19 protein-coding genes and 1 pseudogene are annotated in these 25,624 nt (G+C 64.2%); 9 read left to right on the forward strand and 11 right to left on the reverse strand.

From position 1 onward, the window contains the following. The first annotated feature begins 65 nt into the window (after positions 1 to 65). From NKI64_RS09665 to NKI64_RS09685, 5 genes are read left to right on the forward strand one after another with little or no spacing between them, the layout of a single operon-like run. A complete protein-coding gene (locus NKI64_RS09665) occupies positions 66 to 866 on the forward strand; it encodes an ABC transporter ATP-binding protein (protein WP_023686959.1) in 801 nt (266 codons plus the stop codon). Beyond that, positions 863 to 1,609, forward strand: coding sequence for an ABC transporter ATP-binding protein (locus tag NKI64_RS09670; RefSeq protein WP_023686958.1), 747 nt, complete (start codon positions 863 to 865; stop codon positions 1,607 to 1,609). The genes NKI64_RS09665 and NKI64_RS09670 overlap by 4 nt, the downstream gene beginning before the upstream one ends. Beyond that, positions 1,606 to 2,514 (forward strand): branched-chain amino acid ABC transporter permease, encoded by a 909-nt coding sequence (locus NKI64_RS09675; protein ID WP_023682690.1) that lies wholly within the window; start codon positions 1,606 to 1,608, stop codon positions 2,512 to 2,514. Before NKI64_RS09670 ends, NKI64_RS09675 begins: the two co-directional genes overlap by 4 nt. Beyond that, positions 2,511 to 3,494 (forward strand): branched-chain amino acid ABC transporter permease, encoded by a 984-nt coding sequence (locus NKI64_RS09680; RefSeq protein WP_352667971.1) that lies wholly within the window; start codon positions 2,511 to 2,513, stop codon positions 3,492 to 3,494. The genes NKI64_RS09675 and NKI64_RS09680 overlap by 4 nt, the downstream gene beginning before the upstream one ends. Next, entirely contained in the window at positions 3,491 to 4,786 is a 1,296-nt protein-coding gene (locus NKI64_RS09685) for an NAD(P)/FAD-dependent oxidoreductase (RefSeq protein ID WP_352667750.1), read from the forward strand. The genes NKI64_RS09680 and NKI64_RS09685 overlap by 4 nt, the downstream gene beginning before the upstream one ends. A 67-nt stretch (positions 4,787 to 4,853) precedes the next feature. On the opposite strand, the gene NKI64_RS09690 is transcribed toward NKI64_RS09685, so the two are convergent. The 8 genes from NKI64_RS09690 to NKI64_RS09725 all read right to left on the reverse strand — a co-directional run bounded on the left by NKI64_RS09690 (position 4,854) and on the right by NKI64_RS09725 (position 15,788). Next, positions 4,854 to 7,691 (reverse strand): nitrate reductase, encoded by a 2,838-nt coding sequence (locus NKI64_RS09690; protein WP_023825947.1) that lies wholly within the window; start codon positions 7,689 to 7,691, stop codon positions 4,854 to 4,856. Positions 7,692 to 7,694: 3 nt separating this feature from the next. Next, a complete protein-coding gene (gene nirD / locus NKI64_RS09695; RefSeq protein WP_023686954.1) occupies positions 7,695 to 8,024 on the reverse strand; it encodes a nitrite reductase small subunit NirD in 330 nt (109 codons plus the stop codon). A 5-nt stretch (positions 8,025 to 8,029) separates the two neighbouring features. Further along, positions 8,030 to 10,480 carry a nitrite reductase large subunit NirB gene (gene nirB / locus NKI64_RS09700; RefSeq protein WP_352667753.1) on the reverse strand — a complete coding sequence of 817 codons (2,451 nt, stop codon included), beginning with the start codon at positions 10,478 to 10,480 and terminating at the stop codon, positions 8,030 to 8,032. A 4-nt stretch (positions 10,481 to 10,484) separates the two neighbouring features. Beyond that, positions 10,485 to 11,282 (reverse strand): ABC transporter ATP-binding protein, encoded by a 798-nt coding sequence (locus tag NKI64_RS09705; protein WP_023682696.1) that lies wholly within the window; start codon positions 11,280 to 11,282, stop codon positions 10,485 to 10,487. 10 nt (positions 11,283 to 11,292) lie between these two features. Next, positions 11,293 to 12,183, reverse strand: a complete 891-nt coding sequence (ntrB, locus tag NKI64_RS09710) for a nitrate ABC transporter permease (protein ID WP_023682697.1) — start codon at positions 12,181 to 12,183, stop codon at positions 11,293 to 11,295. Positions 12,184 to 12,277: 94 nt separating this feature from the next. After that, complete coding sequence (locus NKI64_RS09715; protein WP_023667844.1) at positions 12,278 to 13,606, reverse strand: CmpA/NrtA family ABC transporter substrate-binding protein; 1,329 nt, start codon at positions 13,604 to 13,606, stop codon at positions 12,278 to 12,280. A gap of 338 nt (positions 13,607 to 13,944) precedes the next feature. Further along, entirely contained in the window at positions 13,945 to 15,183 is a 1,239-nt protein-coding gene (locus NKI64_RS09720; RefSeq protein ID WP_031199262.1) for a CmpA/NrtA family ABC transporter substrate-binding protein, read from the reverse strand. Between the two features lie 2 nt (positions 15,184 to 15,185). Then, positions 15,186 to 15,788 carry an ANTAR domain-containing response regulator gene (locus NKI64_RS09725; RefSeq protein ID WP_023667842.1) on the reverse strand — a complete coding sequence of 201 codons (603 nt, stop codon included), beginning with the start codon at positions 15,786 to 15,788 and terminating at the stop codon, positions 15,186 to 15,188. Positions 15,789 to 16,070: 282 nt separating this feature from the next. Between NKI64_RS09725 and NKI64_RS09730 the strand changes: the two genes are divergently transcribed. Beyond that, positions 16,071 to 18,359: a mechanosensitive ion channel family protein gene (locus NKI64_RS09730; protein ID WP_352667755.1), complete on the forward strand. Its 2,289-nt coding sequence runs from the start codon at positions 16,071 to 16,073 to the stop codon at positions 18,357 to 18,359. A 177-nt stretch (positions 18,360 to 18,536) separates the two neighbouring features. Here the strand turns inward: NKI64_RS09730 and NKI64_RS09735 are convergent, their stop codons facing one another. The 3 genes from NKI64_RS09735 to NKI64_RS09745 form a co-directional block, all read right to left on the reverse strand. Next, positions 18,537 to 20,024, reverse strand: a complete 1,488-nt coding sequence (locus NKI64_RS09735; protein WP_352667757.1) for an aldehyde dehydrogenase — start codon at positions 20,022 to 20,024, stop codon at positions 18,537 to 18,539. Next, positions 20,021 to 21,214, reverse strand: coding sequence for a cytochrome P450 (locus tag NKI64_RS09740; protein ID WP_023710030.1), 1,194 nt, complete (start codon positions 21,212 to 21,214; stop codon positions 20,021 to 20,023). The genes NKI64_RS09735 and NKI64_RS09740 overlap by 4 nt, the downstream gene beginning before the upstream one ends. 63 nt (positions 21,215 to 21,277) lie before the next feature. Then, positions 21,278 to 22,726, reverse strand: a complete 1,449-nt coding sequence (locus tag NKI64_RS09745; protein WP_352667761.1) for an APC family permease — start codon at positions 22,724 to 22,726, stop codon at positions 21,278 to 21,280. Positions 22,727 to 22,892: 166 nt separating this feature from the next. Here NKI64_RS09745 and NKI64_RS09750 point away from each other — a divergent pair. From NKI64_RS09750 to NKI64_RS09760, 3 genes and pseudogenes are all read left to right on the forward strand, one after another. After that, a pseudogene (locus NKI64_RS09750) lies at positions 22,893 to 23,504 on the forward strand (IclR family transcriptional regulator); the annotation flags it as partial. 159 nt (positions 23,505 to 23,663) lie between these two features. After that, positions 23,664 to 24,947 carry a Tm-1-like ATP-binding domain-containing protein gene (locus tag NKI64_RS09755; protein WP_023740567.1) on the forward strand — a complete coding sequence of 428 codons (1,284 nt, stop codon included), beginning with the start codon at positions 23,664 to 23,666 and terminating at the stop codon, positions 24,945 to 24,947. After that, on the forward strand, positions 24,944 to 25,606 hold the full coding sequence (locus NKI64_RS09760) for an HAD family hydrolase (protein WP_023726267.1): 663 nt from the start codon (positions 24,944 to 24,946) through the stop codon (positions 25,604 to 25,606). The genes NKI64_RS09755 and NKI64_RS09760 overlap by 4 nt, the downstream gene beginning before the upstream one ends. The last annotated feature ends 18 nt before the right edge of the window (positions 25,607 to 25,624 follow it).

Below are 25,624 nucleotides of genomic sequence, written 5' to 3' on the forward strand. Positions count from 1 at the left end.
AAGCAAGTGTGATCACAAATCAAAAATCAGGAGGCGACAACGATCGTCTTCGGCCAGAGGGTTTGATGAGCGATGCAGCGGAGCGCCAACGGCAGGAGACCCGTGCGCCAGTTCTGACGGCACGAAACGTCGTCAGGCGTTTTGGCGGCCTTGTCGCCGTCAACGATGTCTCGTTTGATGTCAAAGCGGGCGAAATCCTCGGCCTGATCGGGCCGAATGGCGCCGGCAAGACGACGATGTTCGATCTGTTGGCGGGCAGCATATTGCCAACCAGCGGCGATATCCTGCTCAATGGCACGCGCGTCTCCGGCGAAGCCGCTCATCTGCGTATCGGCCGTGGTCTTGGCCGCACCTTCCAGATCCCGCGCCCCCTGCCCAATCTGACGCTGATCGAAAACATCATGCTGGCGGCGCAGGGCCAAGCCGGCGAAAAATTGCTCGCCAACTTCGTCACGCCGTGGCGAGTGGCGGCACAGGAAAGAGCAGCCAGGGCAAAGGCACTCGAGCTGCTCGAGCTCGTCTCGCTCGCTCGGCTGGCGCACGAACCGGCGCGCGTGCTTTCCGGCGGTCAACGCAAGCTGCTCGAACTCGCCCGCGTCATGATGGCCGATCCGGCGATCATCCTGCTCGACGAACCGGCCGCCGGCGTCAACGCGACGCTGCTCGAGATCATCATCGACCGCATCCGCGACATCAACGCGCACGGCATCACCTTTCTGCTGATCGAGCACAATATCGACATGGTGACGCGGCTCTGCCATCGCGTCCTCGTCATGGCGAGCGGCCAGTTGCTCAGCGAAGGCACGGCGGAAGAGGTCGCCCGCGACCCGCGCGTCATCGAGGCCTATCTCGGAGGTGCGGCATGAGCGAAACTGTCCTCAACGTCCGCAATCTCGAGGCCGGCTATGAGCCCGGCGTGCCGATTGTGCGCGGCGCCTCGATCACCGTCGGCAAGGGGGAGATCGTCGTCGTGCTCGGCCCCAACGGCGCCGGCAAGTCGAGCTTCATCAAGGCGATCGCCGGCCTTGTCCCGATCACCGGCGGCACCGTATTTCTGGACGGCAAGGACATCACCGCCGCTCCCGCGCACACCATGGTTCGGCTCGGCCTGGCCTTCGTACCGCAGACGGAGAACATCTTTCCGCTGATGTCGGTCGAGGACAATCTGAAGGTCGCCTGCGGCATCCTCGAGCGACGCGAAATCCCTGCCCGCATCGAGGAAATGTATGCGGCCTTCCCCGACCTCGTCCGCCAGCGCCGCACCGCCGCCGGCAATCTGTCGGGCGGACAGCGGCAGATGCTCGCCGTCGCACGTGCGCTGATCGTCCATCCCAAGGTGCTGCTGCTCGACGAGCCATCGGCCGGCCTGTCGCCGAAATTCGTATCGATGGTGTTCGAGATGCTGGCCGGCATCCGCAGGTCCGGCGTCACCATCCTGCTGGTCGAACAGAACGCCAAGGCAGCGCTGGCCATCGGCGACCGCGCCTATGTGCTGGTCGAAGGCAAGGACCGGCACGAGGGTGTGGCGTCCGAATTGTGGAACGATCCTGTCGTCGCCGAACTCTATCTCGGCCAACGCCCTCACGCCGGCAAGGGAGGCGCGGCATGAGCCTGCAATTTGTCGTCGATGGGTTGCTGACCGGTTCGATGATCGGCCTCGGCGCCATTGGCGTGACGCTCACCTATTCGATCCTGCGCTTCTCGAACTTCTCCCATGGCGACTTCATGGCCTGGGGCACCTATGCGACGCTCGCCGTCGTCAGCACCATCGGCGCGATGTTCGGCAAGGTGGAGCCCATTGGACCGCTGTCCTTCGGCTGGTCGCTGCTGGTTGCGCTGGTTGTCGGCATGACTTTCACCGCCCTGCTGGCGCTGTTGCTCGACAAGGTGCTGTTTTCGCGGCTGCGCTCGCAGGGGCAAGCCATCATCGTGGTGATGGCGAGCTTCGGCGCCTCGATGGCGCTGCGCAGCCTGCTCGAATTCACCTTCAGCTCACGCCCGACCTATTTCAGCCGGGCGATCCAGATCGCCATGCCGGTCGGCTTCGGCATCCGCATCACGCCCGATCAGATCGCGCTGCTGCTGCTGACCGCAGTGCTGGTGCTCGGCGTGCATCTGTTGATGACACGCACGCAGACCGGCCGCTCCATGCAGGCGCTGAGCCAGAATGCGGCCCTGGCCCGCATCGTCGGCATCGATGTTGCCTCCGTGGTGCGCGTCACCTGGATCATCGGCGGGGCGCTGGCCTGTGTGGCCGGCGTGATGATCGGCATTCTGGTGCAGATCCGCCCGTTCATGGGCTTCGACATGCTGCTACCGATGTTCGCCGCCGCCATCCTGGGCGGCATCGGCAGCATACCGGGCGCCGTGCTCGGCGGCCTGATCATTGGCCTTGCCGAAGCCGGTGCGGTGCAGCTGATCGGCGCCGAATGGCGCGCCGCAATCTCCTTCATCATCCTGATGGCGGTGCTGTTCGTGCGGCCGATCGGCCTGTTTGGTGTGAGGGAACGCTGATGGACCTGCTCGGCTACGGCGCCTTCTTCCTGACCACCGCACTGATCTTTTCGCTGGTCACACTGGGGCTCAATCTGCAGTGGGGGCTGACTGGCCTTTTCAATGTCGGTCTTGCCGGTTTCGTCGCCATCGGCGCCTATACATCGGCGCTGCTCACGACCCCGGACGATGCCGCGCGCTTCGGCGGCTTCGGTCTGCCGATCCTGGCCGGCTGGGCGGGCGCCATGATCGTCGGCGGTATCGCCGCAGCACTTACCGGCATGGCCACGCTGCGTCTGCGATCAGACTACCTGGCGATCACCACCTTCGGCGTCGCCGTCGTCGTGCAGCTGGTCGCGCTCAACGCGCAGAAACTCACCGGCGGCCCGTTCGGCATCGGTTTCATCCCGCGCCCGTTCGGCGGCCTTGCCGAAACGCCGCTGCTGTTCAACCTGTCGAACCTTGCGGTCGTTTCGGCTGTGACGCTGATCGCCTATCTCGCTCTGGAGCACCTGTCGCGCAGCCCCTGGGGCCGCGTGCTCAAGGCGCTGCGCGAGGACGAGCGAGCGGCGATTTCGCTGGGCAAGAGCGCGCGCTTCTACCGCGTCCAGGCCTTTGCCGTCGGCGGCGCCATCATGGCGCTGGCCGGCGCTTTGCAGGCGCATTTCACCGGCTTCATCGCGCCCGATAACTATCTGCCGATCCTGACCTTCCAGGTCTGGGTGATGCTGATCGTCGGCGGCTCGGGCAGCAATGCCGGCGCCATTGCCGGCAGCATCCTGGTCTGGGCGATATGGGCGGGGTCGGGCACGCTGACCAGCGTGCTGTTTGCGCCCGAGCAGCAGGCACGCGCGGCCTCACTGCAGATCGTCGCCATCGGCGTCATGCTCTGCGTCATCCTGCTGATCCGGCCTAACGGATTGTTCGGCGACCGGCCGCGCCGGCCGAAGCCCGGCAAACAGACAAAGGCGGCGGCCAGCGAGAACGAGGCCGGACCATGAATGCCATGATCCGGCAAGACGTGCATGGCGTTTCACTCTGGCATGCCGTCAGCCGCAACCGCCGCGACCGGGGCACGCTGCAAGGCGGGCTCGACGTCGATCTCGCAATCGTTGGCGGCGGCTTTTCCGGCCTCTCGACGGCATTGCATGCCGCCGAGAAAGGGCTTTCGGTCGCGGTCCTTGAAGCCGAATTCCTTGCTTGGGGTGCGACCGGCCGGAATGCCGGCTTCGTCGTTCCGAACTTCGCCAAGCGGGATCTAGACGACATCATCGCTGAACTCGGACCCGAGCGCGGCGGGCGCCTGGTTGACTTCGCCGCCGGCAGCGCCGACCTGGTCTTCGGGCTGATCAAGCGGCACGGCATCGAATGCGACGCTGTGCAGAATGGTTGGATCCAGCCGGCGCATTCGTCCGCCGCGCTTGAAAAGACGCGATCGCGCGCCGCGCAATGGGCGGCGCGGGGCAGGCCGACCGTTGCGCTCGATGCCATGGCGGTCACGGAGCTCACCGGCATCGACGGCTACTCCGGCGGTTGGATGGACAACTCGGGCGGCGTCCTCAATCCGGTCGAGTATGCGCGCGGCCTGGCCGACGCCGCGGAAAAGGCTGGCGCACGCATCTTCGAGCAGACGCGTGTCACTTCCATCGACCGCACTCCGGATGGCTGGGCCTTGAAGACGGCGTCCGGCACTGTGCGAGCGGGCAAGGTCTTGGTCGCCACCAACGCCTATGGTGGAGAGCTGAACCCGACACTGGCGCGGACCTATATCCCGCTGAAAGTCTTCCAGATCGCCACTGCGCCGCTGTCGCGCGCCATACGCGCGCGCCTGCTGCCCGGCGGCCAGGGCGTTGGCGACACCAGGCGCAACCTGTTCACGTGCCGCTTCGATGGCCAGAACCGGCTGATCAGCGGCGGCATGCATGTCGTCGGCGCCGGCGCCGAGACGCGCGTGCCGCAAACGATTTGGCGACGGCTCGCCAGGCATCTCGATTTGCCTGACCTGCCGCCGCTTGCCTACAGCTGGACAGGCGTGGCGGCGGTGGTGCCGGATTTCCTGCCGCGTCTCATCGACCTCGGCCCGGGCCTGATCGCCGGCTTCGCCTGCAACGGCCGCGGCATCGCCATGACCACGGCAATGGGCAAGGTGCTGGCCAACTGGGCGAGCGGAACGGACGCCCGCGATCTGCCGCTCCCCTTCGCGCCGCCAGCGCCGATCCCGCTGCACAAGCTCGTGCGCTATGCACCGAATATGCTGCTCCCCTGGAGCATCCTGCGCGACCGGCTGGATTAGACAGCCACCACCTTCCGCAATCGATGACCATGGTGGCCCAAGAGGATATCGTCAGATCCAGCCGCACCTACTCCGCAGCCTGAACCCGATTGGCCTGGATGACCGCCCGGATCTCGGACCGGCAGGAGCCGCAATTTGTGCCGGCCTTCAGGGCGCCGCCTACGGCTTCGACTGTCGTGCACCCGGCCGCCACTGCCGCCACGATCTGGTTGACCCCGACGCTGAAACAGGAGCAGACGGTCGCGCCCGCATCGGGCCGATCGGCGCCGGCGCGACCGGCGACGATCCTGAAGCGTTCGCGCTGGCTGGTGTGAACCTCCTGGAGTTGCTGTGCCGCCCAACCCCGCGAAACCGCCACCGGTCCCGACGCGATAAACAAAGCCCCGGCGAGGTGCTGGTCGTCAAAGGCAGCAATGCGATGCTGGCCGGTATCGCGGTCGTGATAGGCGAGCATGTCGGCTACGGGAACATCGAAAAGCGAACCAGCAAAACCAGCCCAGTCGATGTCATCGCCGGCAAAGGCAAGCTCCACCCGCCAGCCGCCCTTGCATTTGGCCACGGCCCAGTAATCTGCTGCGAGCGCCACCGGCTTGCGGCGCACCACAGCGAAGCCGAAGGCTCTCGCGGCGAATTTCTCGATACGGGCGCCGACATGTTTCAGCGCAGGTTGGCCGGAAACCGGATCGGTCAGAGGCGCGGTCAGCGTGTCGAGGCGGCCCTTTGCCGAAAACTGATCGGTCCAGTGCATCGGCGCAAACACGCTCCCCCGGCGCTGGCGTGCCGTCACCAGCGCGCGCACCAGCACATCCCCGCGCAGGCTGGAGACGCGCACGATGTCGGCGTCGCCAATGCCGTGATGCGTGGCATCCGCCGGGTGGATCTCGACGAAGGGCTCGGCCATGTGCTGGGAGAGACGTGGGCTTTTCCCAGTGCGGGTCATCGTGTGCCAATGGTCGCGAACACGGCCGGTGTTGAGGATCAGCGGATAGTCCGGGCTGGTGCGTGTCTCGACGATGGGACGAATGGCGATGAAGCGCGCCTTGCGGTCGGGATTGTAGAAATTGCCGTTGGCGAAGAAGCGGGTGCTGGAAGGGTCAAGTCCCGCTTGAACACCCCCCTCTGTCCTGCCGGACATCTCCCCCGCAAGGGGGGAGATTGGCAGCTTTGACGCCGGCATATCTTCTGCATCGTTGGTAATTGGCGAAGGCCGAGGCGACGGCTGATCTCCCCCCTTGCGGGGGAGATGGCCGGCAGGCCAGAGGGGGGTGGCTGGGCTCGGCGCCGGCCATTGGAACGGAGCCAATTCTTCATAGGCGTCGGCATCGATCGCACCATAAGCGCCGATATCGAAATCCCGCGCGCCGTCATTCTCGAAACCCGACAGCGCGGCGTGTTCGGCGAAAACCTCCGCCGGCGTCACATGCGCAAACGCCTCGCCAAACCCCATCCGCTTGCCCACCTCGGCAATGATCTGCCAATCCGGCCGCGCCTCGCCGGGCACTGCAAGAAAGCTGCGCTGGCGCGAGATGCGGCGCTCTGAATTGGTCACGGTGCCGTCCTTCTCGCCCCAGGCGGCGGCGGGTAGCCGCACATGGGCGTGACGCACGGTGTCCGTGCTCGCCAGCACATCCGAAACCACGACAAACGGGCAGGCCTTGATCGCTGCCTCGACGGCATCGGCATCCGGCATCGAATCGACCGGGTTGGTGGCCATGATCCACAGTGCCTTGATGCGGCCGGCGGCGATCGCCTGAAACATCTCGACCGCCTTCAGACCGGGCTTTTGGGCGACGGCCGGCGCATTCCAGAAACGCTGCACGCGGTCGCGGTGCTCGGGGTTATCGATCTCCATATGGGCAGCCAGCATGTTGGCCATGCCGCCGACCTCGCGGCCGCCCATGGCGTTGGGCTGGCCGGTCACCGAAAACGGCCCTGCCCCAGGTTTGCCGATGCGGCCGGTGGCGAGGTGGCAGTTGATGATGGCGTTGACCTTGTCGGTGCCCGAAGACGACTGGTTCACTCCCTGGCTGTAGACAGTGACGGTTTTCGCAGTCGCGGCGAACAGGTTGTAGAAGCGGGTGAGCTCGTCCTCGCTCAGGCCGGTGGCGGCGGCAATGCCGGCAAGGTCGAGCGCCGATGCGGCGAAGAGAGCTTGGCCGAAGCCGGTCGTGTGTGCGGTCACATAGCCGCGCTCGAGCGCGTTGTGCCGGCCGAGCCAGGCGAGCAGTCCGGTGAACAAAGCAACGTCGCCATCCGGTGCGATCGCCAGGTGCATGTCGGCGATATCAGCGGTCATGGTGCGGCGAGGATCGACCAGCACGACCTTCATCTCCGGTCGTTTTTCCCGGGCCGTCGCGATGCGCTGGAAGAGCACGGGATGGCACCAGGCGAGATTGGAGCCGACCAGCACGATCAGGTCGGCGAGCTCGAGATCCTCGTAGGTGCCGGGCACGGTGTCGGAGCCGAAGGCGCGGCGGTGGCCGGCAACCGAGGAGGCCATGCATAGCCGCGAATTGGTGTCGATGTTGGCCGAGCCGATGAAGCCCTTCATCAGCTTGTTGGCGACATAGTAGTCTTCGGTCAGCAACTGGCCGGAGACATAGAAGGCGACGGAGTCAGGACCGTGCTCGGCGATGGTTTGCGAAAAGGTCGAAGCGACGCGGTCGAGCGCCTCGTCCCAGCCGGCACGGCGACCGTGGATTTCGGGGTAGAGCAGCCTGCCGTCGAGGTCGATGGTTTCGGCCAGGGCCGAGCCCTTGGAGCAGAGCCGGCCGAAGTTCGCTGGATGGTCGGGGTCGCCGCGGACGCTGACTTCACCGTCCGCGGCGACTTTCGCCAGCACGCCGCAACCCACCCCGCAATAGGGGCAGGTGGTCCTCACCTCGCGCGCTTCGCCCAGTTCCATGCTTCAGGCCGCGCGGCTGGCCAGCGCTTTCAGCGCAATGAACAGGAGCTCGCCCTCGATCCGCACAGGAATGGTGCGCACGGCGCCCTCGTCGGCGCCGAGCGCCTTGCCCGTCTCCAGCGAGATGACCCAATTGTGCAAGGGACAGGTGACGGCGGTGCCGTGGACGATGCCTTGGCTCAGCGGCCCACCTCTGTGCGGGCAATGATCGTCGATGGCATAGACCTGATCGTCCTGCGTGCGGAAGACGGCGATCTTGCCCTCGGGTGTGTCGACGCAGCGCGCGCCACGCCGCGGGATGTCGGAGAGTGAGCCGATCGATATCCAGTCCATTTTGATCACTCCGCCGCCTGCGCAAACCCGACAGAAGCCATTGGCCGGAACTCGTGCTTGTCCTTGCCGGAGACGCGTTCCGACCACGGGTCGACCTGGGCGAATTTCTGGCTGTAGACGAAGCGCTCGTAATAGGCCTTGCGCTTTGCACCGTCGTCCATGATCTGGCGCTTGATCTCGGGGATGCCGATGCGCTTGGCCCATTTGTAGATGCGCTCGAGATAGCGGCCCTGCTCGCGATACATCTGCGTCAGCGCCACGATATGCTCCAGCGCCTCGTCCTCGGTCTTGACCAGGCCAAGCACTTCGGTGCCCTTGATGTCGAGGCCGGCGGCGCCGGCGAAATGGATCTCGTAGCCACTGTCGACACAGATCACGCCGACATCCTTGCAGGTCGCCTCGGCGCAGTTGCGCGGACAGCCCGACACCGCCATTTTGACCTTGGCCGGGGTCCACGAGCCCCACATGAATTTCTCGATGCGAATGCCGAGGCCGGTCGAATCCTGCGTGCCGAAGCGGCACCAGTCGGAGCCGACACAGGTCTTCACCGTGCGCAGGCCCTTGGCGTAAGCATGGCCTGAGACGAAGCCGGCCTGGCCGAGATCGGCCCACACCGCCGGCAGATCCTCCTTGCGGATGCCCAGCATGTCGATGCGCTGGCCGCCGGTGACCTTGACCATCGGTATCTCGAACTTGTCGACGACGTCGGCGATGGCGCGCAGTTCGGCGGCGTTGGTGACGCCGCCCCACATGCGCGGCACCACCGAATAGGTGCCGTCCTTCTGGATGTTGGCGTGGACGCGTTCGTTGATGAAGCGCGACTGATAGTCGTCGGCGTAATCGTTCGGCCAGTCGCAGACGAGGTAGTAGTTGAGCGCCGGCCGACATTTTGCGCAGCCGCAGGAGGTCGTCCATTCCAGCTCCTGCATGACGGCGGGAATGGTCTTCAGGCTCTTGGCGATGATCAGCCGGCGCACCTCGTCATGGCCGAGCGTGGTGCAGCCGCACATCGGTTGCACGGCGGCCGGGTTGTATTTGTCGCCGATGGTCAGCACCATCAGCTTCTCGACCAGCCCGGTGCACGAACCGCAGGAAGCCGATGCCTTGGTGTGGGCGCGCACGTCGTCGAGCGAAGCCAGGCCCTTGGCCGTGATCGCGCCGGTGATCTTTCCCTTGCAAACGCCGTTGCAGCCGCAGATTTCCGCATCATCCGGCAAGGCTGCAACGGCCGCCATAGGGTCCAGCGGGGCACCCCCCTGGTAGGACTGGCCGAAGATGAGCGTGTCGCGCATCTCCGATATGTCGGTCTGCTTCTTCTTGAGATCGTTGAACCAGGCCCCATCCGCCGTCTCGCCATAAAGCACGGTGCCGATGATGCGGTCGTCCTTGAGCACAAGGCGCTTGTAGACGCCGGCGGCGGCATCGCGCAGCACGATCTCCTGGCGGTCCTCGCCTTCGGCGAAGTCGCCAAGCGAGAACAGGTCGATGCCGGTGACCTTGAGCTTGGTCGGCGTGTCCATGTGGACGAAGGCCGCTGCCTCGTTGCCGGCCAACTGGTTCGCGGCAACGCGCGCCATCTCGTAGAGCGGCGCGACCAGCCCGTAGACCTGGCCGTTGACCTCGGCGCATTCGCCGAGCGCGTAGACGTCGGGGTCGTTGCTGCGCATGCCGGCATCGACGACAATACCACGATTGACGGCTATGCCGGCCTCCTTGGCCAGCGCCGCATTCGGCCGGATGCCGACCGCCATCACCACCAGCGTTGCCGGGATGATGGTGCCGTCGGCAAGCTCCACCTGCCCGACCTTGCCGTTGCCGGTGATCGCCTGGGTGTTGGCCTTGGTGATGACCTTGATGCCGCGCTGTTCCACCGCGCGCTGCAGGAGATAGCCGGCGGCTGGATCGAGCTGACGCTCCATCAATGTCGGCATGACATGCAGCACGGTGACGTCCATGCCTTGGGCGTTCAAACCTGCTGCCGCCTCCAGCCCGAGCAGGCCGCCGCCGATGACCACGGCCTTGGCGCGCGACTGGGCGGCAAGCATCATGGCCTGAACATCGTCGAGGTCGCGATAGGTCAGCACGCCCGGCAGATCGTGACCGGGCACCGGAATGATGAAAGGCACTGATCCGGTGGCGATGACGAGCTTGTCGTAAGGCTCGGTGACGCCGTGGTCGGAGGTGACGGTCTTGGCCGCCCGGTCGATGGCGACGATCTTGTGACCCTTGTAGAGGGTGATGTTGTTGGCGATGTACCAGCCGTCGCCGTGGATGATGATTTCCTCATAGGCCTTTTCGCCGGAGAGAACCGGCGACAGCATGATGCGGTCGTAGTTCACCCGCGGCTCGGCGTTGAAGATGGTCACGGTGTAGCGGCCCGGCGCCTGTTCGAGCAGATGCTCCAGCATGCGCCCAGGGGCCATGCCGTTGCCGATGATGACGAGCTTTTCGGTCATGGCGTTACTCCGCGGCTTCGACGAAGCGATGACGTTCATAGAGGAACTTCAGCACCGCTTCGCGGCAGCGCAAAAAGGTGCGGTCGGAAGAGAGTTCGACGCGGCGACGCGGCCGTGCCAGCGGCACCGCAAGCACCTCGCCGATGGTCGCCGCCGGACCGTTGGTCATCATGACGATGCGATCGGACAACAATACCGCCTCGTCGACATCGTGGGTGATCATGATCGTCGTCGAGCCGAGCCTGGAATGGATGTCCATGACCGCGTCCTGAAGATGGGCGCGCGTCAGCGCGTCGAGTGCACCGAACGGCTCGTCGAGCAACAGGATCTTCGGCTCCATGGCAAGCGCCCGGGCAATGCCGACGCGCTGCTTCATGCCGCCCGATATTTCGGCCGGCCGCTTGTCCTTGGCATGGGCCATCTGCACGAGATCAAGATTGCGCATGATCCAGTCATGCCGTTCGGTCCTGCTCTTGGAACGACCAAAGACTTTCGACACCGCCAGGCTGATGTTTTCGTAGACGGTGAGCCATGGCAGCAGGCTGTGGTTCTGGAACACCACGGCGCGCTCGGGTCCGGGGCTGTCGACCTCCTTGTTTTCAAGCAGCACGGCGCCGGCGGAAACCTTGGTCAGCCCGGCGATCAGATTGAGCAAGGTCGACTTGCCACAGCCGGAATGGCCGATGATGGAGACGAATTCGCCCTTGTCGATGGTCAGCCTGATGTCCTTGAGCACCTCGCTGACCTGACCGCCGCGGGCAAAGGATTTGTCGATATGGTCGAGCTTCAGATAGGCCGTCATCGCCCTCTCCTCACTTTGCCGTTGTGCCGCGGGTGACGAAAGCGCCGACCGCAGCGACCAGGCGGTCGAGGCAGAAACCGGTGACGCCGATATAGGCGAGCGCGACGATGATGTCGGGCAGCCGCGACGAGTTCCAGGCGTCCCAGATGAAGAAGCCGATGCCGACGCCGCCGGTCAGCATTTCGGCGGCGACGATGGCGAGCCAGGACAGGCCGATGCCGATTCTGAGGCCGGTGAAGATGTAGGGTGCGGCGGCCGGAACCATGATCTTGACGAAGAATTCGAACTGGTTGAGCCGCAAGATGCGTGAGACGTTGCGGTAGTCTTCCGGAATGTTTCGCACGCCGACGGCGGTGTTGATGATGATCGGCCAGATCGAGGTGATGAAGATAACGAACAGCGCCGACGGGCTGGAATCGCGGAAAGCAGCCAGCGACAGCGGCAACCAGGCCAGCGGCGGCACGGTGCGCAGTATCTGGAACACCGGATCGAGGCCACGCATGGCCCAGATCGACTGGCCGACCAGGGCGCCGAGCGCGACGCCGACGATCGCCGCCAGGCCGAAGCCGATGGCGACGCGCTGCAGAGAGATCAGCACCCGCCACGCAAGGCCGATATCCTGCGGGCCGTTGTTGAAGAACGGATGCGCGATCAGGTCATAGGCCTCGTTCCACACCTGGCTGGGCGGCGGCAGGCTGGCGGTCGGCGACGAGCAGGCGATCTGCCACACGACCAGCATGAAGGCGATAACGATGACCGGCGGCACCAGGGCGGTGGCCAGCCTGCCGGCGATCGCGATCGGGTCGAAGCGGCGCCGCGCTTTGGCGGTGAAAGCGATGACCGCGGCAGGCTTCGCGGGGAACGCCTTCACCGTGGTTTCCTCAATGGCTTGGATGGACATGTCTGAGTATAACTCCGGGGTCGATGCGGGCGACAAGCGGCGAAGCGCCGTTGCGCTGGGGGCGACAAACGGCGCAACGCGCCGTTTGCGCCGGTCAAGCCGATGCCTTGATCTTCAGGCTGTCGAGATAGGCCGACGGGTTGGCCGGGTCGAAAATCTTGCCGTCGAAGAATGTCTCGACGCCACGCGACGACGAGGCCGGAATATCGGCTGCGGCAACGCCGAGATCCTTCGCCGCCTCGCGCCAGATATCCTCGCGATTGACCTGATCGACCAGCGTCTTGATGTCGGTGGTCGGCGCGAATTTTCCCCAACGGATGTTTTCGGCGAGGAACCAGCTGTCGTGGCTCTTGTAGGGATAGGAGACGCCACCCTTCCAGAATTTCATGTAGAGGTCAGTGCCGGTGGCCACGCGGCCATTGCCGTAGTTGATGTCGCCCTTGAGGCGGCCGATAATGTCGGCGACAGGCACGTTCATCCATTGCCGCTTGCCGATGATGGCGGCCATCTCGTCCTTGTTCTCCGTGGCCTCACACCATTGCTGGGCCTCCATGACGGCCATCACGATCGCCTTGGTGGCGTTCGGGTATTTGTCGATGAATTCGGCGCGGAGGCCGAGCGCCTTTTCGGGATGACCCTTCCACAGTTCGCCGGTGGTGGCGGCGGTGAAACCAACGCCCTGGTGGACGAGCTGTTCGTTCCACGGTTCGCCAACGCAGAACACGTCCATGTTGCCGACTTTCATGTTGGCGACCATCTGCGGCGGCGGCACGACAATGGTCGAGACGTCCTTGTCGGGATCGATGCCGCCGGCGGCAAGCCAGTAACGGAGCCACAAATCATGGGTCCCGCCCGGGAACGTCATGGCGGCCTTGATTTCCTTGCCGGCCGCCTTCTTGGCGGCGAAGGCGTCCTTCAGCTTGGAGGCGTCGAGCCCGACACCGGTGCCGGCGTATTCCTGCGCAACCGAAATGCCCTGGCAGTCGTAGTTGAGCCGCGCCACGATAGCCATCGGCATCGGCTGGTTGTTCTGCGTCACCTTGCCGGTGTGCATGAGATAGGGCAGCGGCGTCAGGATGTGAGCGCCGTCGATGCCGTTGGCTTCGCCGCCGAGCATCAGATTGTCGCGCGTCGCGCCCCAGGAGGCCTGCTTGATCACCTCGACGTCGGGCATGCCGAACTTGGCGAACAGCCCCTTCTCCTTGGCGATCATCAGCGGCGCCGCGTCGGTCAGCGCGATGAAGCCGAGCTTGGCGCCGGTGACCTCCGGAGCGGTCGTGGCGGCATAGGCGCCCGAGGGGAAGAGCTTGCGGGCCGCCACGAACAGGCCGGCCGTCATGGCGCTGCTGACAAGAAAATCGCGGCGCGTCACATCCTTGAGCGATGTTCCCGTCCCGATCCATTTTCCTATTTTTTCTTTCATCGTGATCTCCGGTTGAACGCTTCGTCGAGTGGCCCAAAACAAAAAAGCCGCCGTCCAGGCCTCGCGCGTCCGTACATCCGGGATCGCGTCGTTGACCTGAGCGGCAGCTTTGCCTGTGGCGCCCGCCATTGGACGCCTGTTCCGTGACCCGCGAAGGGTCTGGCTAATTCAAAGCAGGAACCGTGCCAGTTCTGAGTGAAACGAAAAACCTAAATGAAATCAACATTACGCGCCAGACGCCGGCACGTGAGGCGACATCGCAAGCAGGTCAAAGATTGTTCATTACAGCAATCGCACGCACATTTTTTGTGCAATGCACAAGAATGGCGCGAGAATGATCAGGCTTCCGCGCGAGCGACTTTCTGGCGCGCTATATAGCCGTCGATCTCGTCGGGGTCGAAGGTCTGACCGTCGAAGAAGCCGTCCGGCCCAAGCACCAAGCCTGCCCCAGTCGCACCGACAGCCGTGGCGACCTTAAGCGCGCCCTCGACCTTCGCATTGGCGCCGGGAAGTGCAACGCCAAGCGGCTTTAGCGCCGAGCGGTAGAGGTCCGGACGGTAGCAGTCACGGGCGATAGCAAGGTTTTCCGGCGTGTGCTCGACATGCCCCCAGCGCACCATCTGCGTATAGAACCACAGCGCATGGCTCTTCCACGGAAAGTTCGCCGCCTTGTCGAAGGGCAGGAAGAAGTCGTCGACATCCAGTTCGGCGCCGCCGCCCAGTTCAAGATGGCCGGTCAGGATCGGCATCTGGACAGCTGGTGGCAGGCCCAGGAAGCCAGCTTGAGCCATCACACCAGCCAGTTCGGCGTGGTTGCCCGGATCCTGGCACCAGCGCGCCGAATGATGCAGCGCGCGCAGCAATGCTGCCAGCGCGACCGGGTTCTCCTGCGACCAGGCCTTGCGCACGCCGATCACCTTCTCCGGACTGTTGCGCCACAGCAGCGCCTTGACGGTGACGATATGGCCGGTGCCGGCGGCGACCGAGGCGCTGTTCCAGGGCTCGCCCACGCAGTAGCCGTCGATCCGCCCGGCGACCAGCGCATCGGCCATGAAGGGCGGTGGCACGATGACGATCTCGATCTCGCGCTCCGGATCGATGCCGCACCCGGCAAGCCAGTAGCGCAGTTCGTAATTATGCCCCGAATGCGGGTGCACCACGGCAAAGCGCAGCGGATCGCCGCCAGCCCCGGCGCGGTCGCGAATGAAGGCACCGAGGGCTGCGCCCGCGCGCGCGGGCTCGAGATCGGGTATGGCGCCGTGTGCCGCCATGCCTTCCCAGACGGCGTTGGAGATGGTGATGCAATTGCCGCCAAGCCCGAGCGAAAACGGCACGATGGTCTCGGAAGCAAGCGGCGTCAGCCCGAGATTGCAGGCGAGCGGCATCGGCCCCAGCATGTGCGCCAGGTGGAAATGGCCGATGGCGATGCGGTCGCGGATGTTGGCCCAGGAGGTCTCGCGGTGCAGTGTGAGATCGATGCCCTCGCGTGCGGCAAATCCAAGCTCACCCGCCGCAACCAGCACGGCACTGTCGAAGAGCGGCATGAAGCCGGCGGTGATCTGGTGCTCGGCGCTCATGCTCATTCGTCCTCCGACGGCCCGAGCAGCCCGGCGGCAGTCACCAGGCTCTGGGCAATGTCGCCGATCTTGCGGTTCTGGTTCATCGCCGTCTTGCGCAGCAGCGTGTAGGCGGCCTCTTCGGTCAGGCCGCGCGACTTCATCAGGATGCCCTTGGCACGGTCGATCACCTTGCGGCTCTCAAGCTCCCCTCGAACCTCTTCCAGCTCGCGCGCCATGCGCGAGAAAGCGTTGAAGCGGCTGACCGCCATGTCCAGGATCGGCTTGACGCGCTCTTGCCTGAGGCCGTCGACCACATAGGCCGAAACGCCGGCATCGACCGCCGCTTCGATCGATGCCTGGTCCGATCGGTCGACGAACATGGCGATCGGCCGCTTCACCGCACGCGACAGCTGGAACATGTTTTCCAGCATGTCGCGGTTCGGGTTTTCCAGATCGATGACGATGACGTCCGGCTCGATCTCGGCGATGCGCCGCGCAATGCCGGTCACGTCGTGGATGACGGTGACCCGCTCATGGCCGGCCTCGCGCAAACCTGCCTCGATGATCGCGGCGCGGATACGGTTTTCGTCGATGACCAGGACGGCGAGTGAGCTGCGGACCATGCGTGCATTGTGGGCAAGGTCGCAAAATTGTGCAATGCGGCATGGTCACAGGCTCCCGCCGCGGAGCAACCCCCGACCGACAACGACCCGGTCTAGGTGGTCGGGACAAGGAATGCAGCGCAACGCTGGCACTGGTGATGACAGCCTTGCCGGTCGCCTGGTGCCCTACCCAACGGTCTAGGTGCGATGAGACTTGCACCGCAACATCGGCTTGTTAAAGGTGGGGGCAACGACGGACATAGCTGTCCTTGCTCGCCGATCTGACCGGAAGGTTACCGCACGATGCTGCTCATGAATCGACGATTGGGAGCCAGCAAGCTGGCGCGCCCGGCACGGCGTCTCGGAGGCCTGACGACGAAGTTTGCCCTGATTGCCGGGTCGTTCGTCCTTGGGATCGCCCTCCTGCTGGCTGGCCCGGCACAGGCGCAGTCACCGGCCGCCGTCGCGCCCGACAAGGTCAAACAGCTGTTCGAGCTTCTCGACGATCCGTCGGTGAAGGCCTGGGTGGCCGAGCAACGAAATCCGGCCGCTGGATCAACGGAAGCGCCTGCTGCGGCTGGCGCTCCGCCGGCCGACGCCGTGGCCGCACCGGGCCAGATGAATACAATGGCATCCTCGACGCTCGATCGGATCAAGCATCACATCGAGAAAATCGTGCGAACCGTGCCCACACTGCCAGGCCAGTTCGCGTGCGTCCGGGCCCAGACAATGGACGATATGTCCAGCAAGGGCCCCGTCAGCATATTGGTGCTGATTGCGATCTTTATCGCTGCCGGCCTGGCGCTCACCTGGGCAATATACAAGCTCACCCGTCCATTTCGTCTTTGGATCATCGCGCAACCCAGAGATACGCCCATCGGGCGGGCCAAGAAGATCGGCGGCCGCACGCTTTATTCCAGCATGATGATCGGCTCGTTCGCGCTGGGCAGCGCCGGTGCGTTCATGCTGTTCGACTGGCCAGCGCTCATCCGCGAGATTGTGCTGACATTTCTGATGGCTGCGGTCTTTACGTGGGCTGTGCGCCTATACGTGATGGCCACGCTCGTCCCTTCTTTCATGGAGGTCGAGCACGCCATCGAGGTTCGTGCCCTGCCGATCACCAACGGAGCTGCTGACCATTGGGCTTATTGGCTGCCCCGGATCGTCGGCGTTTTCGCCTTCTTCGCCGCCGCGTTTGTCCTCTTGCCGGGTCTCGGCATAGACCAGGACGGAATGATGGTCCTGTCGGTGGGCGCCGATTTCATCCTGCTGTTGCTCTTCCTGCTGGCCATTTGGCGTCGGCCAAGAACGCAGCGAGACGGCGCGCGCCACAGCGGTGACACGGCAGTGACATGGTTGTTGACGGCTTACTTCGTCGTTCTGTTCCTCGAACGCATTGCCGGCCTCTACACATTCTTCTGGTTTACCTTCACCGCATTCTTCCTGCCTTTGGCAATTGTGCTGACAGAGCGCGGGGTTAATTTCGTCCTGCGGCCCGGTTCGGAAGATGCCGGCCGGCCGACGATCCCGGCGGTGACGATCGCTGTCATCGATCGCGGTATCCGGATGATTTTCATCCTCGCGGCGGCTTACCTTCTCGCACGCGTACTGGGCCTGGACATGCAATCCATGCGCGGCAGCGATACGACCACCATGCTCATATTGCGCGGCTTGATCAACGTCGTGGTCATTGCCCTTGCTGCCGATTTCGGCTGGTCGATCATCAAAGCCTTGATCGAACGAAAGCTGGGCGTCGCGATACCGCAAGCGGTGGTGAGCGAAGAAGACATCCTCACCCTCGATCCGCATCAGGCGCGGCTGCACACGCTGTTGCCGATCATCCAGAACATTCTGCTAGCAGTGATCATCGTGATGGCGGTGCTGATGATGCTCGCTTCGATCGGCATCCAGATCGGCCCGCTGATCGCCGGCGCCGGCGTCGTCGGCGTCGCCGTGGGTTTTGGCGCGCAAACCATCGTCAAGGACGTGATCTCTGGCGTGTTTTATCTGCTCGACGATGCTTTCCGTGTCGGCGAATACATTTCATCGGGCAGCTACAGGGGTACGGTGGAGAGCTTTTCGCTGCGCTCGGTGAAGCTGCGCCACCATCGTGGTCCGCTGTTCACGATACCTTTCGGCGAACTCGGCGCCGTGCAGAACCAGAGCCGTGACTGGGTCACCGACAAATTCAACATCACCGTTGGCTATGACACCGATATCGACTTTGCTCGCAAACTGATCAAGCGAATTGGCCTGGAACTGGCGGAAGATCCGGAGTTCAAACACTGGGTGATCGAACCGATCAAGATGCAGGGGGTGCAGGAGTTCGGCGAGTACGGCATCGTCTTGAGGGTCAAGGTCACGACCAGACCTGGAGGCGCCTTCAGCATGAAAGGCAGGTTCTTTTTGCGCCTCCGCCAGGCCTTCAAGGAGCAGGGCATCGAGCTCCCATTCCCGACCGTCCACGTCCAGGGGCTGCAAGACCCGCATGGGACAGAGAATGCGCGTTTGGAGGTCACACCTGAATTACGAATGGCCGTCGCCCAGTCGCACACCAATCGGCGCAGAAAAAAAGCCGGCACAACGGAGTAGGACGCTGTGATACCCGCCGGTCGCAACACGGCTTTCCGCGCAAAGCCTGGACCCGCGCGACACCACGCTAGTCGAGCTGCCGATAGCGACGACCTGATCGCCGCCAACCAGCACCAGCGTGGCGTTCTGAGGCCAAGCTTGACGAAAAGAGCAGATATGCTGGCCTTTCCGCGAGGCTCAGAGCGCAATCCAGGCGGTCTTGAGGTCGACAAATTTCTCCAGCGCATGCAGCGACTTGTCACGGCCGAAACCGGACTGTTTGACGCCGCCAAGCGGCACGGTGATATCGGCTCCGCCATAGGTGTTGACGTGGACGACACCGGCGTTGATGGCGCGCACCATGCGATGGGCCGTGGAAAGATTGGCGGTCCACACCGCCGAGGCAAGTCCGTAGACAGTGGAGTTGGCCAGATGCACCGCCTCCTCCTCGGTCTCGAAGCGCATCACGCCGAGCACCGGTCCGAACACCTCCTCGCGCGCCAACTGCATCTCTTGCGTCACGTTCTCGAAGATCGTCGGCGCCATGTAGCTGCCGCCGGTCTCGGTCAGTATCCGTTCGCCACCGGCGACGAGACGGGCGCCTTCGGCTTGCGCCATGGCGACGAAGCCGAGATTCTTGTCCAGCTGTTCGGCGCTCGATACCGCACCGATATCGCTGGCGAGATCGAGCGGGTCGCCGACCTTGAGCCGCGTGGTTGCCGAGACAAGTTCGTCCATGAAAAGATCATAGACCGACGACTGGACGAGCAGACGCGAGCCCGCCACGCAGACCTGGCCTGAATTGCGAAAGATGCCGTTAGCCGAGACGACCGCCGCCTGCTTCAGGTCCGGAGCGTCGGCAAAGACGATGTTGGGCGACTTGCCGCCAAGCTCGAGGAAGACCCGCTTCAAATTGGAACGGGCGGAGTATTCGAGCAGCCGCCGGCCGACCGGCCCCGATCCGGTAAAGGCGATGGCGTCGACATCCATATGGAGGCCAAGCGCTTCGCCGGCGACAGCACCATGACCGGTAACGACGTTGAACACGCCTTCGGGAAGTCCAGCCTCGCTTGCGAGTTCGGCCAGCCGCAGCAAGGTCAGCGAGGCGATCTCCGGCGGCTTGACGACGACGCTGTTGCCGGTGGCCAGTGCGGGCGCAATCTTCCAGGCACCGATCATCAGCGGGAAGTTCCACGGCACGATGACGCCGACGACACCGAGTGGCTCCCTGTGGATCAGCCCGAGCACATTGTCGGCCGTCGGCGCGATCTCGCCATAGACCTTGTCGATCGCCTCGGCGTAGTAGCGGATGGTGCCGGCCGCCGACAGCGGCTCGGCCTTGTAGGCCATGCCGATCTCGGTGCCGTTGTCGCGCACGCCAAGCACGGCCAGCTCATCGACATGTTTTTCGATCAGCTCGGCAAATTTCGTCAGCACCTTCTTGCGAAAGGCAGGGGCGGCGCGCGACCATGAACCCTTCTCGAATGCTTTTCGCGCCGATCGGACCGCGCGATCGATGTCGGCGGCATTGCCGTCAGCGATGCTGGCAAAAGGGCGGCCGTCGATCGGCGAAATCACCGCCAGCGTCGCGCCGCTCGTCGCTGCGGCCTGTACGCCGTCGATAAACAAGCCCCGCTCGCCCATCTCCGTCTTGCGCAGCGCGTCGATGGCATTCTGGCTGATCATTGGTGGCGGACTCCCAGGGAAACATACAACGTGGTTGGCGCGCGGAATTCCCAGCCGCGAAACACCGGCACCTTGCCTGGCACCAAGCTGAGATCGGGGAAGCGCAGGAGCAGCAGCCTTAACGCAAGGCACATCTGCTCGCGCGCGAAAAACCGGCCCGAACAGAAATGATGACCAAAGCCGAAGGCGGCATGATTGCCTTCCCTGCGGTTGATGTCGAAGCGGTCTGGATCGGCAAAGCGGCTCTCGTCGCGGCTTGCCGAGGAGACAAGTGCAGCGACCGCGGCGCCGGCAGGGATGGTTACGCCGCCAAGCTCGACCGCCTGCGTCGTCTGCCGCGTCTGGGTTCCGATCGGCGCCACCCAGCGCAAGCCTTCATCGACAGCCCTGGGCACAAAGGTCTCGGGATCGGCGAGCACCTGCCGCAATTGTTCGGGATGCGCAAGCAGGCCGGCGAGGATCGAACCGGCACCATGTCCGGGCTCCTGCATGCCGCCAAGCAGAATGACCTTGATGCTCGGCATCAAGAAATCGATCGGCCGCGTCGTGCCTTCCGGCATGCCGTCATGCAGCATATGCGACAGCGCCGAGCCGTCGGGGGCGCGCGCAAGTCTATCCAGAGTCGGCCGGATGGCTGCGCCGACCTCGGCGCTGATCGCGTCGGCGATCTCTTGCCGCTTCGGGTCGTTCTCGAAATTGATGGCGCCCTGCGCAAGGCCATAGAACCAGCGGCGCAGCGTCGGCATGTCGATGTCGGCAAGGCCAAGCGAGCGCGCCAGGCTGAGCGTCGACACCGGCTCGAAATAATCCGCCATCAGCTCGGCGGAGCCTTGTTCGGCGATCCGGTCGAGAAAAGGTTCGGCAATCGACCGTACGAGATCGCCGGCATAGGCGGCGACGGTGCGCGGCCGGTATTTCGGATCGACGCCTTGGCGCAGCTGTCTATGCGTTTCGCCGTCGGTGGTCAGGATGGTCGGCTTGCCGAACGAGCGTTCGACCGGAGACGTACCGACGACGGCGGAGAAGATGTCGGGTGACTTTGCGACGGTCTCGACGTCCTTCCAGCGGGTGACGAACCAGAGATTGACCGCCGGCACGAAAGCGACAGGCGCGCTGCGCCGCAGTTTCGCATAGATCGGATACGGATCGGCTTCCAGCGCCTCAACGGTGATGCTCTCGGCAAAGCTCAACGCCGTTACTCCCTTGCGATGGAAAGGGGCGGCGCCGAACGCGCTACCCCCTTGTCCTTTGTCCTAGTCCTTCAGCGGCACGCCGAGATTTTCGAAGGCAACCGGATCCCGGCTCTTCAACGCACCGGCAAGCAGCAGGCCGACCACCGCGGCAATCAGCACCAACCCCGGCAGCAACGCGCCGAGGAAGCCGCTGGCGCCCGACAGGCCACCGAAATTAATGACGATCAGGTAGATGATGACGACGAAAGCGATGAAGGCCAGCCCAGGCAGGATGGTGGTCTTCAGCGCATTCTCCTGCGTCGACGGGTTGGCGCGGAAGTACATCACCACGGCGAGCGAGGCCACCGCCATCATGACGATGACTCCCAGCGTCGCGACATTGGTCAGCCAGGAAAACAGCGCCAGAACCGGATCGAGGCCGAGTATCGCGAACAGTCCGATGACGATCGCTGCCAACACGCTCTGGATGACGGAAGCGACATGCGGGCTCTGGTGCACTGAATGCGTCACGCCGATCGCTTCAGGCAACAGCTTCTCGCGGCCCGAGACGTAGATGTAGCGGGCAACCGCGTTGTGGAACGCCAGCACGCCGGCAAACAGGCTCGACACGAACAGGATGCCCATGGCGTGCGACAGCATGGTTCCGGCGTAGCGGTCGGACAGGCCGAACAGGAAAGTCGTCGGATCCTGAAGCGCCTGCAGTGCCGGCAACAATTTGTCGACGCCGGCGCCGACCGCCATCAGCCAGGCCGTGACCATGTAGAAGACGCCGATCAGCAGCACGGAGAAATAGGTGGCGCGCGGAATGGTCACCTTGGGGTCGCGGGCTTCCTCGGCGTAGATCGTCGTCGCCTCGAAACCGATGAAGGCGGCGAAACAGAACAGGATGGCGATGGCGGGCGAGCCGCTGACGATCTGGCTCCAGCTGAACGGCGCCGCCGAGAGGCCGCTGTCGCCACCGGTCTTGAGGATGGCGAGGTCTAACACCAGCACCACGATGTATTCGCACAGCACCAGCACCGTCAGGATCTTGGCCGAGAGGTCGACCTGGCGGTAGCCCAACACCGCGACGATGGCAACGGCGATGAAGCTCCACACCCACCAGGGCAGGTCGATGCCCCAGCCGGCGAACAGGCCGGCGGTCGCGGCCCCCAGCAGGCCCATGACCCCGATCTGCATGGCGTTGTAGGACAGGATCGCGATGATTGCGGTTGCGCCGCCGGCAAAACCGCCGAGCCCGCGCGCGGCATAGGCATAGAAGGCGCCGGCATTGCCGACATGGCGCGACATGGCGACGTAGCCGACCGCAAACAGCAGCAGCAACACGGTCACGATAAGATAGGTTCCGGCAAAGCCCGCCCCATTGCCCATAAGCATGCCGAGCGGCGTGCCGCCGGCGACCGCGGTGAGCGGCGCCGCCGCCGAAATCACCATGAAGGTGATAGCGCCGACGCCAACACTGTTCTTGCGCAGCCTGTTGGCGGGCGCCTGTTCCGAAACTGCTGACATTTGTCCCTCCAGTTTTACGAACCCGTGGGTTCGCGGCCGCTCGGCCTGCTCCCTGAATGCCATTGGTTCATTATTTGAACCCTTATTTTGAATATAGACTTGCAAAGAATGCGGATGCCTGTCAAGTTAATTCACACATTAAGTTTCTATCCGAGCGGGAGGCTGGATGGGTACGGTCGGCAAGGCGATTTCACTTCTGGAGCTGTTCACGGCGGACGAGCCCGAGCTCGGACTTTCCGATCTCGCGCGGCGGTGCGCCTTGGACAAGGCGACGACGCGGCGGCTGCTGATGGCGCTGGGCGGCCATGGCTTCGTCGAGCAGGATGCCGGCACGCGGCACTATCGCCTCGGCGCCGGCCTGTCGCGGCTGGCGCGTATCCGCGAAGCCTGCTTCCCGTTCCTGCAAACGGCAATTCCCGTGGCGCAGGATTTGGCGGGTTCGACAACCGAGACGGTGCATCTGTCGGAATTCGGCGTCGACAGGCTGATCACCGTCCATGTCGAGCATTCAAGTTGGGCAAACCGGGTGAACATCGATGTCGGCCAGCTTCTGCCGCTGCATTCCACCGCCTCCGGCATCGCCTATCTCGCCTTCGCCGACAACGCGACCGTGAAAGCATGCCTGACAGGTTCGCTTGAGGCCTTCACCGATCATACCCTCGTCGAGCCGGCCGCCATTTCAAAGTCGATCGGCGAGGCGCGCGACCGCGGCTATTCGATCTGCGACCAGGGCCATGAGGACGGCGTGATCGGCGTCGCGGCTGCAATCCGCGCCGCCGACGGACTTGCGCTGGGGACAATTGCGGTGGCAGCCCCGAAGGCCAGGACGACACCGGCTGCGATCGTGGAAACGAGGGCTTGCGGTTGTGACCGCGGCACGGGAGATTTCGATGCGCCTCAATGGCGAAAACCTGCAAACCCTGAGGAGGCAGGCCTGATGTCTGCAGATATGGCGACGCCCCGCATCCTGGTCATCGGCACGGGCGACACCAAGACCGACGAACTGCTGTTCATGAAAGCGTGTATCGAGGCATCCAGTGGCCGCGCCGTGATGATGGATGTCAGCGTGCTGGGCGCCCCCGCCTATAGTCCCGATCACGACAAGCATGCCGTTGCGCGGGCCGCTGGCGTGACGATGGCCGAAATCGTCTCGAGCGGCGATGAAAACACCGCCATGACATTGATGGCCGTCGGCGCCGTTCAGCTGGTGCGCCAACTTCACCAGCGCGGCGAGATCGACGCTTTCATCGCCATCGGTGGTTCGATGGGAACCGATTTGGCGCTCGATGTCGCGCTGTGCCTGCCGCTCGGCGTGCCGAAATTCGTCGTCTCGACCATCGCCTACTCGCATCTCATTCCGCCCGAGCGTGTCGCGCCCGACCTGATGATGATCCTGTGGGCAGGCGGGCTCTACGGCCTCAACACCATCTGCAAGCTGGTCCTTTCCCAGGCCTGCGGCGCGGTCGTCGGTGCGGCGAGGATCGTGCTTGCATCCCGTGCTTCGGCCCCGGCGGTCGGACCGACCATCGGCATGACTTCGCTGGGCAGCAGTTGCCTGCGCTATATGAAGACGCTGAAGCCGGCGTTGGAGCAGCGCGGCTATGATGTCGCGGTCTTTCACACCACCGGGATGGGCGGCCGGGCCTTCGAATCGATCGCCAGCCAGGACCATTTCTGCGCGGTGTTCGACTTCAGCCTGCAGGAGATCACCAATCATCTTGCCGGCTCGGTCGTCAGCTCCGGCGCCGACCGGCTCGAGAATGCCGGCGCCCGCGGCATTCCGCAGATCGCAGCCCCTGGCGCCGTGGACATGGTCGATTTGCCGACCTGGCAGGCGCTGCCGACAAAGTTCGCGCAGCGGCCATTCCATGCTCATAACAGGTTGATCGGCTCGATCACCGTCGATGCCGCCGACCGCCGTGAAGTCGCCAGGACCATCGCCGCCAAGCTCGGTGCGTCGAAGGGGCGCTCCGCTTTCATCCTGCCCTCCGGCGGCATCCAGGAATGGGATGCGCAGGGCGAGCCGCTGTACGAACCCGAAGCCCTCGCGGCGTTCACCGATGAGATGCGCAAGACCATTCCCGCCGGCGTCGAGTTCCACGAGATCGACGCCCACATTAACAGCGACGAGTTCGTCGGCAAGGCGCTCGAAATCTTCGACCGCTGGGTCGAGGAAGGCATCATCCCGCGCGGCATGCCGGCCAAGGGAGTGGCTGCGTGAGCGCTGTTCCTGCCCAGGCGCTCGTCCTCGATTTCGGCGGCGTCGTCACCCGGACCCTTTTCGAGACCCATGCCTTGACCGAACAGGCGCTCGGCCTCGCGCCGGGAACGCTGCAATGGTACGGGCCGTTCGACCCGGATTCAGATCCGCTGTGGCGCTCAATGCAGGCCGACGAGATCAGCGAGCGCGATTATTGGCGCACCCGCACCAGCGAAGTCGGCCGGCTCGTCGGCGAGGACTGGCAGGCGATGGAGACATTCGTCCAGCGCGCACGCGGAGCCGAGCCGGAAAAGATCGTGCGGCCCGAAGCCGTCCGCGCAATCCGGACCGTGCATGCGGCGGGATTTCGCCTGGCGATCGTGTCCAACGAGCTAGATCTGTTCTATGGCGCCGGCTTCCGTCAGCGGCTGCCGCTGCTCGAGCTGTTCGACACCATCGTCGACGCCACTTATACCGGCATCCTCAAGCCCGATCCGCGCGCCTATGCCTTGGTGACCGAGGCGCTTGGCCTGCCTTCCGGCGCCTGTGTGTTCGTTGACGACCAGCAGCGCAATGTCGATGGCGGCCGTGCCGCCGGCATGCGCACGGTTCATTTCGACGTCGCGCGACCGGCACTTTCCTATGCCGAGGCCCTCGGCCATTTCGACCTCATCTCCTGAGACATTTGCGGAGCCTTG

Origin of the sequence: Mesorhizobium sp. M0478, assembly GCF_040321305.1 — a bacterium.
GTDB lineage: Bacteria > Pseudomonadota > Alphaproteobacteria > Rhizobiales > Rhizobiaceae > Mesorhizobium.

Coding starts and splice junctions, on each gene's coding strand:
- NKI64_RS09705 (WP_023682696.1), bottom strand. CDS start 11,282: ATGACGGCCTATCTGAAGCTCGACCATATCGACAAATCCTTTGCCCGC.
- NKI64_RS09715 (WP_023667844.1), bottom strand. CDS start 13,606: ATGAAAGAAAAAATAGGAAAATGGATCGGGACGGGAACATCGCTCAAG.
- ntrB (WP_023682697.1), bottom strand. CDS start 12,183: ATGTCCATCCAAGCCATTGAGGAAACCACGGTGAAGGCGTTCCCCGCG.
- NKI64_RS09745 (WP_352667761.1), bottom strand. CDS start 22,726: ATGTCAGCAGTTTCGGAACAGGCGCCCGCCAACAGGCTGCGCAAGAAC.
- NKI64_RS09670 (WP_023686958.1), top strand. CDS start 863: ATGAGCGAAACTGTCCTCAACGTCCGCAATCTCGAGGCCGGCTATGAG.
- NKI64_RS09675 (WP_023682690.1), top strand. CDS start 1,606: ATGAGCCTGCAATTTGTCGTCGATGGGTTGCTGACCGGTTCGATGATC.
- NKI64_RS09665 (WP_023686959.1), top strand. CDS start 66: ATGAGCGATGCAGCGGAGCGCCAACGGCAGGAGACCCGTGCGCCAGTT.
- NKI64_RS09725 (WP_023667842.1), bottom strand. CDS start 15,788: ATGGTCCGCAGCTCACTCGCCGTCCTGGTCATCGACGAAAACCGTATC.
- NKI64_RS09730 (WP_352667755.1), top strand. CDS start 16,071: ATGCTGCTCATGAATCGACGATTGGGAGCCAGCAAGCTGGCGCGCCCG.
- NKI64_RS09685 (WP_352667750.1), top strand. CDS start 3,491: ATGAATGCCATGATCCGGCAAGACGTGCATGGCGTTTCACTCTGGCAT.
- NKI64_RS09690 (WP_023825947.1), bottom strand. CDS start 7,691: ATGGAACTGGGCGAAGCGCGCGAGGTGAGGACCACCTGCCCCTATTGC.
- NKI64_RS09720 (WP_031199262.1), bottom strand. CDS start 15,183: ATGAGCGCCGAGCACCAGATCACCGCCGGCTTCATGCCGCTCTTCGAC.
- nirD (WP_023686954.1), bottom strand. CDS start 8,024: ATGGACTGGATATCGATCGGCTCACTCTCCGACATCCCGCGGCGTGGC.
- nirB (WP_352667753.1), bottom strand. CDS start 10,480: ATGACCGAAAAGCTCGTCATCATCGGCAACGGCATGGCCCCTGGGCGC.
- NKI64_RS09755 (WP_023740567.1), top strand. CDS start 23,664: ATGTCTGCAGATATGGCGACGCCCCGCATCCTGGTCATCGGCACGGGC.
- NKI64_RS09735 (WP_352667757.1), bottom strand. CDS start 20,024: ATGATCAGCCAGAATGCCATCGACGCGCTGCGCAAGACGGAGATGGGC.